General features: G+C 44.8%; 16 protein-coding genes and 1 tRNA gene. 7 read left to right on the top strand and 10 right to left on the bottom strand.

Going from position 1 to position 18,102, the window contains the following annotated elements:
- Positions 1-4: 4 nt before the first annotated feature.
- Both G9X63_RS03640 and folP read right to left on the bottom strand, forming a co-directional pair.
- Positions 5-820: an aminotransferase class IV gene (locus tag G9X63_RS03640; protein ID WP_252624385.1), complete on the bottom strand. Its 816-nt coding sequence runs from the start codon at positions 818-820 to the stop codon at positions 5-7.
- Positions 798-1,667 (bottom strand): dihydropteroate synthase, encoded by an 870-nt coding sequence (gene folP, locus G9X63_RS03635; RefSeq protein WP_252624383.1) that lies wholly within the window; start codon positions 1,665-1,667, stop codon positions 798-800. Before folP ends, G9X63_RS03640 begins: the two co-directional genes overlap by 23 nt.
- A gap of 75 nt (positions 1,668-1,742) precedes the next feature.
- On the opposite strand from folP, the gene G9X63_RS03630 reads away from it, so the two are divergent.
- From G9X63_RS03630 to G9X63_RS03620, 3 genes are read left to right on the top strand one after another with little or no spacing between them, the layout of a single operon-like run.
- On the top strand, positions 1,743-2,324 hold the full coding sequence (locus G9X63_RS03630) for a DUF1599 domain-containing protein (protein ID WP_130895259.1): 582 nt from the start codon (positions 1,743-1,745) through the stop codon (positions 2,322-2,324).
- Complete coding sequence (locus tag G9X63_RS03625) at positions 2,324-3,406, top strand: BT_3928 family protein (protein ID WP_252624381.1); 1,083 nt, start codon at positions 2,324-2,326, stop codon at positions 3,404-3,406. Before G9X63_RS03630 ends, G9X63_RS03625 begins: the two co-directional genes overlap by 1 nt.
- A 6-nt stretch (positions 3,407-3,412) precedes the next feature.
- Complete coding sequence (locus tag G9X63_RS03620) at positions 3,413-3,931, top strand: shikimate kinase (protein WP_252624379.1); 519 nt, start codon at positions 3,413-3,415, stop codon at positions 3,929-3,931.
- Here the strand turns inward: G9X63_RS03620 and G9X63_RS03615 are convergent.
- Together G9X63_RS03615 and G9X63_RS03610 are read right to left on the bottom strand one after the other, a co-directional pair.
- Positions 3,928-5,481 (bottom strand): hypothetical protein, encoded by a 1,554-nt coding sequence (locus G9X63_RS03615; RefSeq protein ID WP_252624378.1) that lies wholly within the window; start codon positions 5,479-5,481, stop codon positions 3,928-3,930. The two genes, G9X63_RS03620 and G9X63_RS03615, sit on opposite strands and share 4 nt — an antisense overlap.
- Before the next feature lie 9 nt (positions 5,482-5,490).
- Positions 5,491-6,417, bottom strand: coding sequence for a hypothetical protein (locus G9X63_RS03610; protein WP_252624376.1), 927 nt, complete (start codon positions 6,415-6,417; stop codon positions 5,491-5,493).
- A 118-nt stretch (positions 6,418-6,535) separates the two neighbouring features.
- Between G9X63_RS03610 and proS the strand changes: the two genes are divergently transcribed.
- Positions 6,536-8,008 (top strand): proline--tRNA ligase, encoded by a 1,473-nt coding sequence (proS, locus tag G9X63_RS03605; RefSeq protein ID WP_130895254.1) that lies wholly within the window; start codon positions 6,536-6,538, stop codon positions 8,006-8,008.
- Here the strand turns inward: proS and G9X63_RS03600 are convergent.
- Both G9X63_RS03600 and glmM read right to left on the bottom strand, forming a co-directional pair.
- On the bottom strand, positions 8,005-9,147 hold the full coding sequence (locus G9X63_RS03600) for a cysteine desulfurase family protein (RefSeq protein WP_130895253.1): 1,143 nt from the start codon (positions 9,145-9,147) through the stop codon (positions 8,005-8,007). The two genes, proS and G9X63_RS03600, sit on opposite strands and share 4 nt — an antisense overlap.
- Positions 9,148-10,536 (bottom strand): phosphoglucosamine mutase, encoded by a 1,389-nt coding sequence (glmM, locus tag G9X63_RS03595; RefSeq protein WP_252624373.1) that lies wholly within the window; start codon positions 10,534-10,536, stop codon positions 9,148-9,150.
- An 87-nt stretch (positions 10,537-10,623) separates the two neighbouring features.
- Between glmM and G9X63_RS03590 the strand changes: the two genes are divergently transcribed.
- The 3 genes from G9X63_RS03590 to G9X63_RS03580 are packed head-to-tail and all read left to right on the top strand — an operon-like array spanning position 10,624 to position 13,737.
- Positions 10,624-11,574 carry a bifunctional heptose 7-phosphate kinase/heptose 1-phosphate adenyltransferase gene (locus G9X63_RS03590; protein ID WP_252624370.1) on the top strand — a complete coding sequence of 317 codons (951 nt, stop codon included), beginning with the start codon at positions 10,624-10,626 and terminating at the stop codon, positions 11,572-11,574.
- Entirely contained in the window at positions 11,555-12,817 is a 1,263-nt protein-coding gene (locus G9X63_RS03585) for an AGE family epimerase/isomerase (protein WP_252624368.1), read from the top strand. The genes G9X63_RS03590 and G9X63_RS03585 overlap by 20 nt, the downstream gene beginning before the upstream one ends.
- A complete protein-coding gene (locus G9X63_RS03580; RefSeq protein WP_252624367.1) occupies positions 12,814-13,737 on the top strand; it encodes a sugar phosphate isomerase/epimerase family protein in 924 nt (307 codons plus the stop codon). Before G9X63_RS03585 ends, G9X63_RS03580 begins: the two co-directional genes overlap by 4 nt.
- Before the next feature lie 46 nt (positions 13,738-13,783).
- Here the strand turns inward: G9X63_RS03580 and G9X63_RS03575 are convergent.
- The 4 genes from G9X63_RS03575 to G9X63_RS03560 all read right to left on the bottom strand — a co-directional run bounded on the left by G9X63_RS03575 (position 13,784) and on the right by G9X63_RS03560 (position 17,959).
- Positions 13,784-13,854: transfer RNA gene (locus G9X63_RS03575), tRNA-Gln, on the bottom strand.
- A 128-nt stretch (positions 13,855-13,982) separates the two neighbouring features.
- Positions 13,983-14,864 (bottom strand): ACP S-malonyltransferase, encoded by an 882-nt coding sequence (gene fabD / locus G9X63_RS03570; RefSeq protein WP_252624365.1) that lies wholly within the window; start codon positions 14,862-14,864, stop codon positions 13,983-13,985.
- Between the two features lie 46 nt (positions 14,865-14,910).
- Complete coding sequence (locus G9X63_RS03565) at positions 14,911-15,246, bottom strand: DCC1-like thiol-disulfide oxidoreductase family protein (RefSeq protein ID WP_130895247.1); 336 nt, start codon at positions 15,244-15,246, stop codon at positions 14,911-14,913.
- A gap of 1 nt (position 15,247) precedes the next feature.
- On the bottom strand, positions 15,248-17,959 hold the full coding sequence (locus tag G9X63_RS03560) for a T9SS type B sorting domain-containing protein (protein WP_252624363.1): 2,712 nt from the start codon (positions 17,957-17,959) through the stop codon (positions 15,248-15,250).
- Positions 17,960-18,102 lie beyond the last annotated feature (143 nt).

Raw genomic sequence — 18,102 nt, 5'->3', positions numbered from 1 at the left:
ACTCTTATTCTTCATTAGCTAACAACATCCCATAAAGCCTCTCCGTCACTTTCCCCCTCTTCCCATCTCCTATCTGTTTCCCATCAATGGAGAAAATAGGCAAGACACGTTTCGTGCTACCCGAAGTAAATACTTCGTCCGCATTCATAAAATCGGCTAATGTGCAGGCGCCTACTCGAACTTTGAACTCAGTGGAAGCTAAAGCAATCACCTTTTTACGGGTGATTCCTTCTAAAATATGGTCTTCGGGTGTGTGAATAACCCCGTCTTTGACATAAAACAAATTAGAGCGTGAGGACTCTGAAACGCCGAACTCAGGTGTGTGATAGATCAAATCATCGCCACCTGCAGCTCGAACCGCAGGCATTTCCCGTAAAGCGAAGGCATAATTCAACGATTTAATATCCGCCATTTCACGCTTGTACTCGCGACTCATTAGACGCATTCCAGCGGTAGGCTCGGCAAACGCGAAGACACTCGGAAAAATATACAATTCAGACTCCCCTACCGGATCGAATCCATTTAAACTAAATCCAGCCGTTAAAACCAACTTAACTCCCAGGCAAGGATCGACGGAAAGCGACGCAATCTCATGAATTAACGCAGCCAGCGACTCTTTAGAATAGCTATGCGACAAACCCATTTTCGAAGCCGAACTCAAAAAACGATCCAAATGATCCGACATAAAAATGGGCTTTCCATCCATGATTCGGAAGAAATCGAAGATGCCAAAACCGCGTAAAAAACCGACATCCTTAACGGACACAGTCACTTTTTCAGGATCTTGCCATTGGCCTTTATAATAAATGGGATATGCCATTTTGTTGTAGTTTTTGGACTAAATGTATGGTTTCTTGGGCCTCCTTCACGTCATGGACGCGCAAGATAGAGGCTCCTTGCAATAAAGCAACGGTGTGTAAAACGGAGGATCCATTTAATGCCTCATCTGCCGTAACACCTAATTCTTTCCAAATCATGGTCTTGCGCGACAACCCTGCTAAGATGGGAGCCCCTAATAATTTAAAAGAGCGTAAATGAGCTAATAATTGATAATTATGATCTATTGATTTAGAAAAGCCAAAGCCTGGATCCACAATCAAATCCTTGAAGCCGCGTGAGCGCAACTCTTGGACTTTTGGCAATAAATTGTGCAATACCTCTGCTACTACGTTTTGGTAGTTTGGTACTTCGTGTACCTGGTCGAATCGTCCTACGCTATGGCTCAGAATATAAGGAACTTGATTTTCAACGATGTAATCGAACACACCTTCGTCCATTTGACCTGCACCGATGTCATTAAACAGATGTGCGCCAGCCGCTATAGCAGCCTTTGCAACCGCCACTCGGTAGGTGTCGATAGAAATAATGACAGTAGGAAAGGCCGACGAAATCGCAGAAATTATGGGACAAACCCGATCTATTTCTTCCTGTGGACTCACCGATGCTGCTCCGGGTCGAGTCGAATGTCCGCCAATATCCAAAATCAGGGCACCGGCAGCGATCATATCAGAAGCCTGTTTCAAGGCTAAATCAACCGATGAAACGCGGCTTCCCTCATAAAAAGAATCAGGGGTAATGTTCAAAATTCCCATGATTTGGGGCTTCGAAAAATCAAGCAATTGCCCATTTAAACGGATTGTTTGACCTGTGGAAAAAAGAGCGTCCAAATCGAGTGAATTTTAGGATAATTTAAATAATTTTGTAGGCTATAAAAACGTGAGCATCGTCTAAAAACTGTATCTATGAATAGGGACTCAACGCCTTCCCAAACCGAAATCGAATATCGCCAAGTAATTTCATACTGCAAAGCCTTGTTTGATAAAAAAAACAAAGATTACGGCACTTCATGGAGAATTTTAAGACTACCTAGCTTAACTGACCAAATCTTCATTAAAGCCCAACGCATTCGCAGCATCCAAGAAAAAGGAGCGCAAAAAATTGAGGATGGCATCGAGGGAGAATTCATTGGCATTATCAATTACTGCATCATCGCTTTAATTCAAAAATCACTGGAAGGTTCTGATCAAATGGAATTTGCCCCAGAGGAATTAGGCCGCATTTACGATGAGCAAGTAGAAATTACCTTAGAATTATTGCGCAACAAAAACCACGATTATGGTGAGGCTTGGCGGGACATGCGTATCAGCAGCATGACGGACTTGATTTTGATGAAAATCTTCCGCACAAAGCAAATTGAAAACAATGACGGCAAAACATTGGTTTCGGAAGGCGTAGAAGCTAATTACCAAGATATGCTTAATTACGCCGTGTTCTGCCTAATTACATTGAAAGGCGAACAACAACAGCAACAACAACAGCAATAATGACCAAAATCGCGAAGATTTTATTGGTGGGAATTTTCCTCTTCTCAGGTCTTATTAAATTAAACGACCCAATAGGAACCCAACTAAAACTAGAGGAATACTTTGAGGTATTCTCGGTGGACTTCGCCTTTATGGCCGGTTTTTGGCAGTTTTGGATTCCTTATGCGCTGGTTCTTTCCATCCTATTAAGTAGCTTGGAAATCGTTTTAGCCGTTGCCTTAGCGCTAAATTACCGCATCAAACAGACATTATATGCTTTTGTGGGCATCCTTGCTTTCTTTGGATTCCTAACTTTCTATTCAGCCTATTTCAACAAGGTAACGGACTGTGGATGCTTTGGCGAAACAATCAAATTAACTCCCTGGACGTCCTTCTTAAAGGATGTTTTCTTACTCGTTCTAACGGCCATTTTATTAATCGCTAAAAAACCGGCAGATAGAAAATCAGGGAAATGGGTTTTACTCACATCAGTCCTTAGCATCGCATTAGGAACATTCTGCTATTTCCACTTACCTATCAGCGACGGATTACCCTATGCGGTAGGTGATCATATTCCTAGTAATATGAAGGAAAGGGAGCCCTTAAAATTCACCTATGTCTATAAAATTAAAGGTGTTGAGACAACTCTAACAGAGATGCCGACGGACACGACGGCGGAATTCATTTCGATGCAGGCAACGAACGAAAAAGAGGCCAAACCTTTGATCACCGACTACCAATTTTGGGCGGAAGGAGACACAACAAATTATACACAAGAGAGCTTTAAAGGCGCTAAACTGATGATTATCATCCCTAACATTCACCACATGAATGAAGGAGCGATACCGCAAATTGAGCAACTGACAAAGGGTTTAAAAAATATCACTGTTTGGCTTGTCTCTGCTTCCCCTGACGCGGAGGTTAATGCCTTGCGACACAAATACCAATTAGCGTTTCTTGCTTTATCTGCAGACACGAAAATATTAAAAACCATCATTCGCTCTAGCCCAGGATTATGGCTAGTAAAGGATGGAACGGTAAAGGGCAAATGGTCTTCCTATTCCTTACCTACCGCGGATGAAATTCAACAAAGCCTAGAATAAAAAAGAATGAAGAATATCTATTTAGTAGGAATGCCCTCCTCGGGTAAAAGTACCTTAGGAAAAGAATTAGCAAAGAATATCGGATACTCCTTTATGGACATGGACAAGTTAATTGAAACCCGTGAACAAAAGACCGTATCGGAGATATTCTCCAATTTTGGCGAGGCACATTTCCGCGAAATAGAAAAAAAGACGCTGAGAGGCTTTCAGCCAGATCAATCCATGGTGATCGCTACGGGTGGCGGGGTACCTTGCTTTCATGACAATATGGATTTCATTAAAGCCAATGGGGTCAGCGTATTTTTAAATGTGGACGTAAATGATTTAGCCAAACGTTTGTACAAAGCGCAAGGCAATAATCGTCCTTTGTTAGATAAGACCCAAAGCGAGGAAGTAGTCATCGCCTCCATCAAAAAGACCTTTGAGGAGCGCTTACCATTTTACCAGCAAGCTGATATTCAAGTAGACGGAGAAATTACTGTGAGCCAATTACTTTGGCTTTTAGATCAATACTTACCCGTTTAGAAGTAGATTCCGCCTCCTAGCATCAGCTGAGTGGACGTCAAATCTAATGTAGCTGAACTAAAATCCGCTGTATTCTTTAGGGTATACGGTGTATAGGCATCTTTCTGGGTCCGTTGAATAGCTGTCAAATCTAGATAGAATGTTGATTTTCGATAGCCAATCCCGCCCGAAAATTGAAATGCGTTACGATCGATCGTGTCATAGCTTTGCGCATATCCACTTCCAAACATCGCCACCCCACCACGTAAACTAATGGACGGTGAGACCCGTATTTCAGATCCCACTTTCACATTTAAAGCACCTTCGAAATTGCGGGAAATTTGACCATTGTACTTCGTCTGGAATGCTTGATTTGCAGAACCACCTAATTCAGCAGAATAAACTTTCATTCCTCCAAAACCCACATATTCCAAGTCCGCCGTCAAGAAACCTCTCTTTGAAAAGAAAAAGGCAAAACCACCCGAAACTTTCATCGGACTTAAAAACTGGTAGGTAAACTCATTTGTTGTTAGTCTCATCGGATTTACTTTCGTAATTGTGATGGGATTTCCGGTGGAACCTATGGCCGGAATGCCGATGACATTAGGGAATAAACGCGCATCATACGTCTCATTCATCTGATCATAATACGTAGGACTTCGGAAGGCAAAGGACAATCGCAAAGATGGATTCACTTTATAGATTCCTCCCAGACTTAGCCCAATCCCAGACCCTGAAGTCAGTAAGGTCTCAGCGTACTGAAAGCCTGAAACGTATTTTGCGCCCACAAATTCATCCTCCCAGGTAGTCGAAGAACTCGCATTAATTTTAGAAAAATGGAGGGTTGCACCTACATACAACTTATCGCGATAGGACGCACCATAAGCAAAATCCCACGAAGTTAATGCTCCTGAATTAGAAGCAGATCCATATTGCTTCGTAGGCAATAAAGACTGAAAACGCTCAAAAGGAGCGCCACCTGTGACTGAATTAGGATTAATCAAATACGTTTGGTAGGCCAAAGCTTCGGCAGAAGATGCCGTCCCAGAATAACTATCATACTCCTCATCTAAGGAAGCGCCTGTGGCTCCTTTATCATTTGCCTTTTCAATGAAATTATCAAGCAAAGAACTGCGATTATTCGTACCTGAAATCTGTAGCGGCTGAATAAAAATTGCTTGACGCGAATAGCCAAATCCGAAAGCCCCATGCCAATCTCCTCCACCGAGGTAATTTCCGGAAATCACCATGCCCAGTGTGGGCATTTGAAATTGATTATCAGACGCCTCACCAGTCGAAGACAAATACACCGATTTCGTTTGAACAGCGGTATAGGCAAGACTCATGTTCACCTCAGAACGCGTATAAAAACCAAGACCAGCGGGATTACCTGTAAGTGAGCTTAAATCAGCGCCTAAAGCACTAGACGCGCCGCCTAATGCCTGCATACGTGCTGTTCCTGTTGAATACGAAGTGGAGAATTGCTTCGCTAAACTAGGATAGGTATAGATTTGGGCCACAGCCACGTTCAGCGTACAAACGCTGAAAAATAAGAAAAGAGCTTTTTTCATGATCGTAAATTAACGAGGACCGCGACTTGAACCACCTCCGCCACCGCCGGAACTAGAACCTCCGCCAGAGCTTGGGTTACTATAAGAGGGAGTTGAAGTGGAATTTGATCTCTGGCCTCCATCTACCGGAGCTGCACGGTATTCATAATTTGAATTACGACGCGGTGCCACATATTGTTGAGAACCAGAACCCGTACTGTTGTTCTGTTGTGTATTCACACGTGGCAAATTATTTCCTTGCGTATTATAGGAATTATTACCCCCACGAGGAGAATTCGTGTAATTACCGCCTGAATTTCGGTTATTCGAACGATCGTCCCGCGGCCCAAAATTTTTCCGTTCACGGGTATCATTGGTCATGTATTGACCACTGTATCCCGTATAATTTCCACCAGGACCATAATAATTATAATTCCGGTAAAAGGAATTAAATCCAAATGGACTGTAGTAGGGACTATAAAAATATGGATCGTAAAAAAGACTATTGTAAGGACTATAAACTGAATAAGGACTAAAATATGAATAGCCCATACCTAAACTAAACGTGGTATACGGATTCACGAAATAGGAATACGATGGGCTCCAATACGAGAATGGTGTATAACGGTAGCCATAACCAAGGTACGGACTATTGTACAAACCATCTGAAAGTCCTTGCTGATAAGCAGATTGATACAAATTAGGATTAACCGTATTGCGCTGAGCTAGACCTTCTTCCTCCTCTATCACCTCCACATCATCTTCGGCTAAATCTTGAAAATCGAGGTATTTCTTATCTTTAGCGGCTTTCGTAGCCTGCGCTTTCGCTACCTGAACGGAACGATTCGCTTCATCGTATAAATCATCTGTGGCGTAAGAATTGTTAGTCACATTCACGCAGCTGGAGAGGATTCCAAATCCCACTAGCACTAGATAAGCAAAGGATTGATTTTTCATGGTTTTTAGCGGATGATGTCAATTAAAAGCCTAACAAAACGTATCTTTGTAACGTTCCATTTTTCAAACGTAAAGTAAACGAAAAAACGAACAATACATGACGATTTTAACATAATTTATGAGTAAATCCCTACCAAGCCGCGCGGACAATTATTCTGAGTGGTACAACGAATTAGTGAAGAGAGCAGATCTAGCTGAAAATTCAGCGGTGAGAGGCTGTATGATCATTAAACCTTATGGCTATTCCATTTGGGAGAAAATGCAGCGCGCATTGGATGATATGTTTAAAGAAACGGGCCACACAAATGCCTATTTCCCCCTTTTCATCCCTAAATCTTTTCTTTCGAAAGAGGCTTCACACGTGGAGGGTTTTGCCAAAGAATGTGCCGTCGTAACACACTACCGTCTAAAGAATGACCCGAATGGCGGCGGAGTGATCGTCGATCCAGACGCGAAATTAGAAGAAGAATTAATTGTGAGACCTACCTCGGAAACGGTGATTTGGTCCTCTTATAAAAACTGGATTCAATCCTACCGTGATTTGCCTTTATTGATTAATCAATGGGCGAACGTAGTACGTTGGGAAATGCGTACGCGTTTATTCTTGCGTACGGCGGAGTTCTTGTGGCAAGAAGGCCACACGGCTCATGCGACAAAGCAAGAGGCGATTGAAGAGACCGAGCAGATGTTAGAGGTATATGCGGAATTCGCAGAGACTTTTATGGCGATGCCAGTATTGAAAGGAATTAAGACGGCGAATGAGCGTTTCGCAGGTGCGGATGAAACGTATTGCATCGAAGCGATGATGCAAGATGGGAAGGCGTTGCAGGCGGGAACGTCGCACTTTTTGGGCCAAAACTTCGCTAAAGCCTTCGATGTAAAATTCGTTAACAAGGAAAACCAATTGGATTATGTATGGGGAACCTCTTGGGGTGTTTCGACGCGTTTAATGGGTGCCTTGATTATGGCGCACTCCGATGACCAAGGTTTAGTCTTGCCTCCTAAATTAGCTCCCATTCAGGTCGTGATCGTTCCGATCTATAAGGGTGAAGAGCAATTAGAAAATATCAAAGCGCGCATCAATCCATTAGTGAAAGCGCTAAAATCTCGCGGAGTATCCGTGAAGTTTGACTTCGCTGAGAACCAGAGCCCAGGCTTTAAATTCGCTGAATACGAATTAAAAGGGGTTCCGGTACGTCTTGCGATCGGTAACCGTGATATGGAAAATGGAACGATCGAATTAGCACGTCGCGACACGAGAGAGAAGACGAGTATGCCATTCGAGGGAATCGAAGACGTGATCGTGGATACCTTGGAAGACATCCAAAAAAGCATTTACCAAAAAGCCTTTGACTTCAGAGCAGCGAATACCTTCGAGGTGAACAGCTGGGAAGAGTTTACAGCTAAAATCGAAGATGGTGGATTCCTTTCTGCGCACTGGGATGGTTCATCTGAGACGGAAGAGAAAATCAAAGAATTAACAAAAGCGACGATCAGATGTATTCCTTTAGATGCAAAAGAAGAAGCTGGAAAATGCATCCTAACAGGAGCACCTTCCAGCCGCAGAGTTATCTTCGCGCGCGCCTACTAGGACACGATATTTTTCAATACTTCTAATACCCGATCGATCTCCGTTCGGGTATTATTTTTACTAAAGGAGAAACGAACGGCCGCACCCGTCGCTGTCGGGTTCAAGGCCGACAATACGTGTGAACCCACCGAAGTACCGCTCGAACAAGCGCTACCGCCTGAAGCTGAAATCTTTTCGATATCTAATTGAAACAACAACATGTCGCCGTCCGCCACCGATGGAAAACGCACGTTCAACACCGTATACAAACTATTTTCTACATCCCCAGAAGCTCCGTTGAAGGAAATGCCCGGGAATTGCTTTTGTAAACCTTCGATGAAATACGCTTTCAAGCCTTTGATGTAGGTTGCGTGCTCGTCCATGGCGGAGTAGGCCATTTCTAGGGCTTTGGCAATACCAATCATTCCATACACGTTTTCCGTGCCTCCACGCTGGTTACGCTCTTGCGCTCCACCGTGCATCAGCGGACTGAACTTCGTTCCGGCTTTTGCGTACAAGAAACCAATACCCTTTGGACCGTGGAATTTATGCGCGGCACCCACCATGAAATGCACTTTCAAGGCTGAGGCGTCGTGCTTGTAATGGCCCATGGTTTGGACCGTATCGGAATGAAATAAGGCTCCATATTGCTCGCACAGGTCGCCCACCGCGTTTAAATCCAATAAATTACCAATCTCATTGTTCCCGTGCATCAAACTCACAATCGCCTTATCTGAAGAAGCTAATAATTCTTCCAAATGCGCTAAATCAATCGCTCCATCCGGATTCACGCGAACTAATTTCAATTCCGCTAAACCGAGTTTCGCCCAAGCCTCCGCCGTATGCAATACCGCATGGTGCTCTAAAGGCGACGTGATGATCACCTTGCATCCTCCGTGCAAAACAGCTGATTGCAAGACCGTATTATCCGCTTCCGTTCCACCAGAGGTAAAGAAAATCTCCGATGGCGACGCCCCTAATAAAGTGGCGATCGTTTTACGCGCCTTTTCTACGGCCACTTTAGCTTGGCGACCGTGGGAGTGAATCGACGAGGGATTCGCAGTAAAATTCTCGAAATAAGGCTGCATCTCAGCCCAAACAGCTGGATCCACCGAAGTAGTCGCCGCGTTATCTAGGTAAATAGGTGTTTTATCTGACATTTAAACTTTTGCGATTTCTTCAATCACGTGTATAATTTGTTGAGCGAGTGTATCCGCTTCAGCCTCCGAAGATGCCTCCGCGTAAATCCGAATGATCGGTTCCGTGTTCGACTTGCGTAAATGAACCCAGCGATCTGGAAAGTCAATTTTCACGCCATCGATCGTGTTTACATTTTCATTCTTGTATTTTTCTGCCACCGTTGCGAGAATTAAATCGACGTTCAGGTCAGCGGATAATTCGATTTTGTTTTTGGAAATCACATACGCCGGATAGCTCGCGCGCAGTTCGGATGCTTTGATGCCTTTGTTTGCCAAATGCGTCAAGAACAATCCGATCCCCACCAGGGAATCACGTCCGTAATGCGACTCAGGGAAGATCACGCCTCCGTTTCCTTCGCCTCCGATGATCGCGTTCACCGCTTTCATCTGAGTCACCACATTCACCTCTCCTACCGCTGCCGCGTGGTATTCGCCACCTGCTTTGCGGGTTACATCCGCTAAAGCGCGGGTAGAAGAAAGATTGGATACGGTATTGCCAAGCTTCACAGAAAGCACATATTCAGCTACTGCCACAAGTGTATATTCTTCACCAAAAGGTGTCCCATCCTCCGAAATAAAGCAAAGGCGATCCACATCTGGATCCACCACGATTCCTAAATCGTAATTTCCGCCTTTCATTTTCGAGATCATCTCCGTTAAATTCTCCGGAAGTGGTTCTGGGTTATGACCAAAATGACCAGTAGCCTCGCCAAAAATCACATCCACGTGCTGAACACCCAAAGCTTTCAACAACATAGGCACCACGATTCCTCCCGTCGAATTCACTGCATCGACTAAAACGCGGAAGTTCGCTTTTTCAATCACTGATTTATTTACCCAACTCAAACCTAACACGTGATCCACATGCTGCTGTAAAAAGCTATCGTCTTGGGTTAATTGACCTAACTTCATCACGTCCGCAAAATCAAAATCTTGATTTTCTGCGATAGTTAATAAGTCTTTTCCATCCTGATCCGAGATAAACTCTCCACGATTATTCAATAATTTCAAGGCATTCCATTGCGCTGGATTGTGGCTAGCGGTGATGATGATTCCACCCGCCGCTTTCGTCCACGGCACCGCTAATTCAACAGTTGGGGTCGTAGAAAGACCGATATCTAAAACATCCCAGCCTAAACCGATTAAGGTATTCGCTACTAAGGAACTGACCATTTCTCCGGAGATACGCGCATCACGACCTAACACGATCGAGTTCGATGGATGTCCTTTTTTCTTTAACCAGGTACCATAAGCCGCTGCGAAAGTAACGACGTCGAGTGGACTTAAACCTTCGCCCGGTTTTCCACCGATGGTACCACGTATGCCTGAGATTGATTTGATTAGTGCCAAAACAAAAATGAATTAGAATGAATAGATGATCAAAATTAAAGAAAATATCCCTATTTTTCGATGAAAATTTAGCTAAACCTATCCTACATGAATTCCGAAAGATTAGAGACCATTTTGGCTCGAATCCAACAACTGCGTATGGCAGTGATGGGGGATTTTGCTTTGGACTTCTATTTTGACCTTCAAACCTCTACAGGAGAATTTTCTCTTGAAACCACGAAAGAAGTGCATTTGGCTTCCGAGCCGCGGGCTTATTTAGGAGGCGCGGGTAATGTGGCGAAGAATCTAGCTGTTTTAGGTGCACGCGTATCGGCCTTTGGGGTACGCGGAAATGACCTTTTCGGAAGAGAGATGGCACATCAGATGGCGGCACTAGGTATCGATGCGACGAACATTAAAGAAACGAATATCGATACCCCTACCTATTCGAAACCGCTGCAAAAAGAGGAAGAATTGAATCGAATCGATTTTGGAACAAGGTCTTCGAATTTTCAAGCACAGACAGGAGAGCTCCTACAAGCCTTAGCTGCTGAAACGTTCGACTGGATCATCTTCAATGAACAATTTAGTATTCCCCTATTGCAAGCGCAACACATCGAGTCGCTAACTAATCCACAAGCCATAGCAGATCTTCGCAGCTTAGGTAGCTTTGCTAGAAACCTCCCTCTAAAAGTAAATGAGGCTGAGTTTATCAAAATACACCAAAAGCCAGCCACTCCAGAAAACATAAGAGCGTGGGCTAACACGAGAAACAAACCAGTATTAGTCACCTTAGGCGAAAAAGGAATGGTATATGCCAGTACAAGTGAATTTCATCACCAACCTGCTTTCCCAGTGAAAGGCCCCATCGATACGGTGGGTGCGGGAGATATGGTAGTAGCAGGTTTTTCTGCGGCGAGAGCGGCGGGGGCCTCGGTGGAGGAAGCTTGTGAATTCGCCTCTTTGGCCGTACATATCAGTATTCATCAACTAGGTGAAACGGGCTCCGCGAGTCCGGACGCCATTAGACAATTACACGATGGACATACAATCGCTTAGAGCAGAAATCAAGGACTATACCGAGGGCGCTTTGTTGCCCTTTTGGATTCAACGCACGGTCGATATGAAACTGGGTGGGTACATAACCCACTTCAATGAATTTGGGGAGGATGCGGGGGATGATGAGAAGTCGTTGATTGCGATGACGCGATCCGTATTTACGTACTCGCAGGCCTATCGCCACGGTTTTGGAGGAGAGGTTATGAAAGAGATGGCTACACATGGAGTTCGGTTTTTATTGGACAAAATGTGGGATACAGAACACGGCGGTTTCTATTGGATGGTCAACCGCGCTGGTGAGGCGACAAACAAGCAAAAGATCGGCTATGGCCACAGTTTTGCGATTTATTCTTTAAGCGAATATACCCTGGCGACGGGGGATCCGGTAGGATTAGAATATGCGGAGAAGGTGTTTGATTTACTCCAAAAATATGCCGTTGATACCCATCACGGCGGTTACTGGGAATTCTTTGCAGCAGATTGGTCGCTGATGGGACCAGGCGCGCCGGGCGGGGACCGCAAGACCTTAGATGTACACATGCATTTGATGGAAGCGTTTACGACTTTATATGAGGCAAGTGGAAAAGAGATACACCGCAGAAAGCTAAAGGAGTCAATTGATATTTTGATTTATAAAATAATGGACCCGAAGACGGGGACAGGTATTCCTCAGTTTTGGGCGGACTGGAGCGTAGCGCCACAGATTAAATTCGATATCGTGTGGGGATGGGATCGTTTTCAGGAGGGAGGCCAAAAAGCCTCAGCCGTCGACAATACCTCCTACGGCCACAACTCGGAATTTGGCTGGCTCTTATTGCACGCGTTGAAGGTAGGCAAGATTGATGTCGCACCCTATTTGGACAACATCAAAAAAGCTTTCTACCATTCGATGGAAAATGGCCTTGACTGGGAGTATGGCGGAGTCTTTGTGGAAGGATCGCACAGTGGTGGGCCTACGGATGTAGAGAAAGAATTTTGGCAACAAGCTGAAATGCTCATCGGAATGCTGGATGCTTATTTATTAACGAGGGATCCGCAATTCTTGAAAGCCTACGAACAAGTGCATCGCTTCGTTTTTGACAAAATGATTAACCGAAATACGGGTGAATGGTGGCCGTTGATGACCCGTGAGGGGGAACCGATTTGGCGACACATGGCCCATAACTGGAAGATAAATTACCATAATGTTCGCTCGATGATTCTCTCCTATGAGAAGCTAGGCGAAATAAACCTAAACCTATGACAAACATTAGTCGCCGCGATTTATTAATTGCGTCTGGAACTGCCGCGGGAGCGGCCTTTTTACCTTCCGCTGCCTCCGCCGCACCGGTTGCAAAGGCTCATAAATTCGAATTCTCATTGAACATGAGTACAATTATGGGCCAAAAGTTAGGACTCATCAAAGAACTCGAAGTCGCCTCCGCGGCTGGCTTTCAGCATTGCGAGATTTGGGTACCTACGCTAGAGGCTTATTTGAAATCGGGCGGAACGCTATCAGAAGCGAAGAAACGCATCGATGATTTAGGAATTAAGATCCAAAACGCCATCGGCTTTGCTCAGTGGATTGTAGATGATGAGGCGACTCGCAAACAAGGTTTGGAACAAATGAAACGTGAGATGGATATGCTCGCGCAATTAGGCTGTTTCCGCACCGCCGCACCACCGATGGGCGCCACCAAAGAAGCTGGCCTCGACCTACGCCGCGCCGCAGAACGCTACCGCGCCATCCTCGACTTAGGAGTCAGCACCGGCGTGATACCCCAACTGGAAATGTGGGGACACTCGAAAAATCTGAACCGCGTTGCTGATGTCCTTTTTGTAGCCGCAGAGGCAGGTCAACCTAACGCCAAACTTCTATTAGACGTATTCCATATCTACAAAGGCGAATCCTCCATCGACTGCCTCCACCTAGTAGGAGAAAACTCGATCGAAGTCTTTCACGTAAACGACTACGTCACTTCCATCAAACCCACCTCCATTACGGACGGCGATCGTATTTATGCGGGGGATGGAGAAGCACCCATTAAAGAAATCATTAAGCGCTTAAAGCCATCCGAAAAACCGGTTATTCTATCGTTGGAATTATTTAATAAGGAACTTTGGGCACAAGATCCTCTGAAAGTGGCTAAGACTGGACTGGAGAAGATGAAGAAGATGATTTAGGGATAAAAAAAAGAGCTCGTCTTGCGATGAGCTCTTTTAATTTATGTTGACCTACCAGGATTCGAACCTAGAAAACCAGAACCAAAAACTGGTGTGTTACCATTACACCATAGGTCAATACCATAATGTGATGCAAAAGTAAGGGCTTGCACCCAAATTATCAAATGTTACCGAAAAAATAATTGAATTATTTCGGTCATTTTTTGCTACAGCGCTCACAATCAGCGCATCAAATTCGATTATTCTTATGCTAATTCTATAGAAGAAACGACAGCCTCCGCGTGAATCTTACGAACAAGGCCTTGCAATACTTTACCTGGTCCACATTCGATGAATTCGGTTGCACCTGCGGCTACCATCGCTTCAACTGACTGTGTCCAACGAACTGCACCTGTTAACTGTGAGATTAAGTTCGCTTTGATTTCAGTTGGGTCTTGAGATGGCTTAGCGTTCACGTTTTGGAAGATAGGGCAAATCGGCTTTACGATTTCGGTTGCCTCGATCGCTGCGGCTAACTCCACTCGAGCTGGTTCCATATAAGGCGAGTGGAAGGCTCCACCTACTGGTAAAGGTAATACGCGCTTCGCTCCTGCTTCTTTCAATTGAATACCCACTGCTTCGATTCCTTCTACTGATCCGGAGATCACGACTTGGCCTGGGCAGTTAAAGTTCGCAGCTACTACGGATGGACCGTAAGCCTTACAAATTTCTTCAATCGTTGCATCTGGCAAGCCCAAAACGGCAGCCATCGTGCTTGGCTCGATTTCGCAGGCCTTTTGCATCGCAAGAGCTCGTTGGTACACTAATCGTAATCCATCTTGCCAGCTTAAACCACCTGCAGAAACAAGGGCAGAGAACTCGCCTAAGGAGTGACCTGCTACCATCGAGGGAGCGAAATCTTTGCCTAATTTGGCGATCAAAATAGAATGTAAATAAATCGCAGGCTGCGTCACTTTCGTTTGCTTCAATTCCTCCTCTGTTCCCTCGAACATCACAGCCGATAACGAGAAACCTAAGATGGCATCCGCCTCATCGATAATCTGCTTTGCCAAAGGAAAATTCGTGTACAGATCCTTTGCCATACCTGGAAACTGAGAACCTTGACCTGGGAAAATATATGCTTTCATTTGAATGATTTTTGATTAATTGTTTCACAAAGATAGGCCAAAAGCCCTAAATGGCACAATCGTCCACCGATTTACCCCAAAATAATCGATTCTTCGCCACCCAATCATAGCCTTTATCCAATAGGCCAGCAGGCAATAAAAAAACCAAACGAAGAGGTTGAAAATACCAATGGGCATTCACTAAAATGCGCGATAGGGCATCCGATTTCACATAGACATCATGACCGACTACCCATTTAATACTATCGATGTCAGGAAGAATGAAATCTGTAAAAGAGGTCTCCGGGATAACAGGCAGATCACCCGTTACCATCCGCTTCAGTAGCTTAGAAGCGAAGCAGCAAAAGCGGCAATTACCATCGATTAATACGATTCCGTCCATTTTAGCGAACTAGTTCTACCCAGCCTTTCAGACTCTTGTTTTGTGCAGATTTGTCAAAAAGATCGAAAACCACATCGCACGTATAGAAATAAGACGAGGCAGCCATCTGAACTCCGTTTGAATCCGTTCCATTCCAACCAAAGCCATCCAAAGGCCCCGCATATTGGTAAATCAATTGGCCGTTGCGATCCACAATTTTGGCACTGACAAACGAAACAAAACGAGGGCAGCGCATCGGCTTAAAGGAATCATTTAGTCCATCACCATTAGGACTAAATAAATTAGGCAAGTCAAACGAAGCACAGTTCTCTACGCAAATCTTGTTACTAGGCGTACTCTCCTTCCCTAGCGCGCTGACCGCCGTTACATAATAACATCCTCGGTAGGAGTTTTGAAGAATGTGCGAGAAGTTCAACGTGGAAGAAGAGGCTAATAAGGTATAGGCAGACGAAGGGTCTTTAGCATAATAGATCTTATAACTCACAATATCTGGATCGCAAACACCGGAAACCGTAGGCGTCCAAGTAAGTTGATTCGTAAAACTGCTAAACGAACAATCCGCCTTTGCATTTAACGATGCACAATCCACGGAATAGAGCTGCAAAGAGGGTGGACAAGGGAAAATATCTGTCTGCGGAATACCACAAATGATTTGCGATTTATTAATTAATTCCATCGCGGGCAATCCAGGCCCATACGAACCCAATGTCTCCACGTAATAGCAATACGATGAATCCGTCTTCATGGAAATAGAAAACGTCCCATCCGCTGCATAAGTATCTGCACCTGAATCCACATATTTAAAGGTCGCAGCCGTGGTCACCGGCACATCTGCTATACGGTTAAAAATCCCAGAACCTCGTTGCGTTTCACGATAGACACGGTGCACCTTGTTTTCATTCGTCCAAGGAACGGTCGCCGCCCAAGCTAATTTCACCGAGGCGATGGCTACTTGCGTACTTAACGGTACGTTCGAAGCAGGAGTAGGCGACTCGAGTAAAGTACGCACTCCATTCAGCGTATAATAGAAATCCGTCCGGTAGCGGTAAGTAACAGCGGAAGTATTAATCCCGGTATCTGTGTAAGACGTATCATTTACCGCGGTGCGTATCGAAGCTGAAATAGGCGAACCAATTGCACTAAAAGCACCCGTTCCAGCCGCGCGCATCAATTGATAGGCATAAGGACCTGGATATTGCAAGGTATCTAATTTTATTGGACGTGTCCAGCGCACAAGGTTCTCCCCTGCCGTCGTACTCGTCTTAAGTACCGAAACATTCGTCATGATAGGCGAAGCGCTCGCGATCAAATAACAAGCCGAATTAGACATCGGACTGAAATCATCTACTCCTTTCGAATTCGTAAAGGCCACCACTAACACATAGGAGTAGTTTGTGTTTTTCACGATCGCATTATCCGTATAGCTCGATGTGCTGATAGGCAATCGAGTCAGTTCTGTATAGCCAGAAGCCGTCATTCCGGTCGCACAATTCGCATTCACCGTGGCATCACAGGCACCTTGTTTGCGGTACAAAATCAACGTGGCGTTAGATAAGGCGCAAGTATAAGAAGTCCATTTAAGCGCGATGGAGGTTCCAAGGCCTGCTGTAGCCGTCACATTTTTCACCGCTGGAGCTAAGACGCGGATGTTCCAAATCTTACTATCCACTAAATTACTCACCCCTGCATTCGTCACAGGCGGAAAGTCCTCTGCCTTGAAAAAGACATCATAACCCTCTTTTCGAATGTGAACACAATCTGTTTGCCAGTTGAAGGTACCTATAGCCGTAAGAGCCGTTTGGCGAGCCGCCGACACGAAAGTTGCGTTAGGAGGTTTTACCGCATAGGAGGAATCAATCGAATAGACATTTCCGCTACTTGTAATGGATATCGGATCCACCCGGCCCGTTTTGGAAACCTGATCAATGGCTGTGATCGTTTGATTAATCCGGGTTCCTGCCTGAACGCACACGTCTGCAGGGATGTTTAGAAGAGGTCCTCGATTGTCTAAATCCTTCACTTCAATCTGCATATCCCGAACAGTTTCAGATATTTTAACTCCATTCCTCCATTCCTCGATGATAAAAGCGCAGTTATATAAGCCTACTTCTTGGGGTGATTTCCAGATTAAATCCCCGTTTTTAGCATTCATCGTAAAAGAGGATGGGGTAGCCGAGACTTCATTCGGTTGTTTGAAATTAGGGGCTAATAAACCTCTTCCTGCCGGATCACAGCTGAGTTCTGCTCCCGTTCTGGAAACAGATAAGCGGTAGGCCAAAGAATCTCCCTCCGCGTCTACCGCATTCGAATTATGTATAAAGGGCTGACCGACTACAGCAGTCAAATCGACTGCGGGATTTAATAATATAGGCGTTGAATTTAAGCCTAGACCCGCATTAATGGAAAAAATGGTTTCCACATAAAAAGCAACATCGACCGAGCGAGTGATGTTCAACACGCCATCATTTCGGTTAGGAACTGCCACAGACACCTTGTAGAATAAGGAAGCGGCTGGATAGGTATATTGAATTTTATAGACATTTTTCATTGTCCCATTTCCCAGATTAATGGGATAACCTGCAGAACGACGCGCCGGTAAAATGGAAGAACCGTCACCAAAGCAAAAATTCACCACATTCTGCTCCACGTTCGCTCTGTTATTTTCCGTGTACGTCGTTAAGGTGAATTCGAAAGTCAATGTTTTATCTGACACACGCTTTACTGTGATCTCCCCCCCCTTTAAGTGGGTCGCTTGTGCTGCAAAACTTAGCCCGCACAAAAACAGAAAATAAAGGCTTATTCTTTTCAGGTACATAAAACATTTTTGATTAGCTGTAAGTTAAGAAGGCAATTCGT

The sequence above is a fragment of the Aquirufa antheringensis genome (assembly GCF_023921165.1).
Taxonomy (GTDB): domain Bacteria; phylum Bacteroidota; class Bacteroidia; order Cytophagales; family Spirosomataceae; genus Aquirufa; species Aquirufa antheringensis.
Note: the sequence above shows the minus strand (reverse complement) of the source record. Positions and strands in the feature narration are given on the sequence as shown.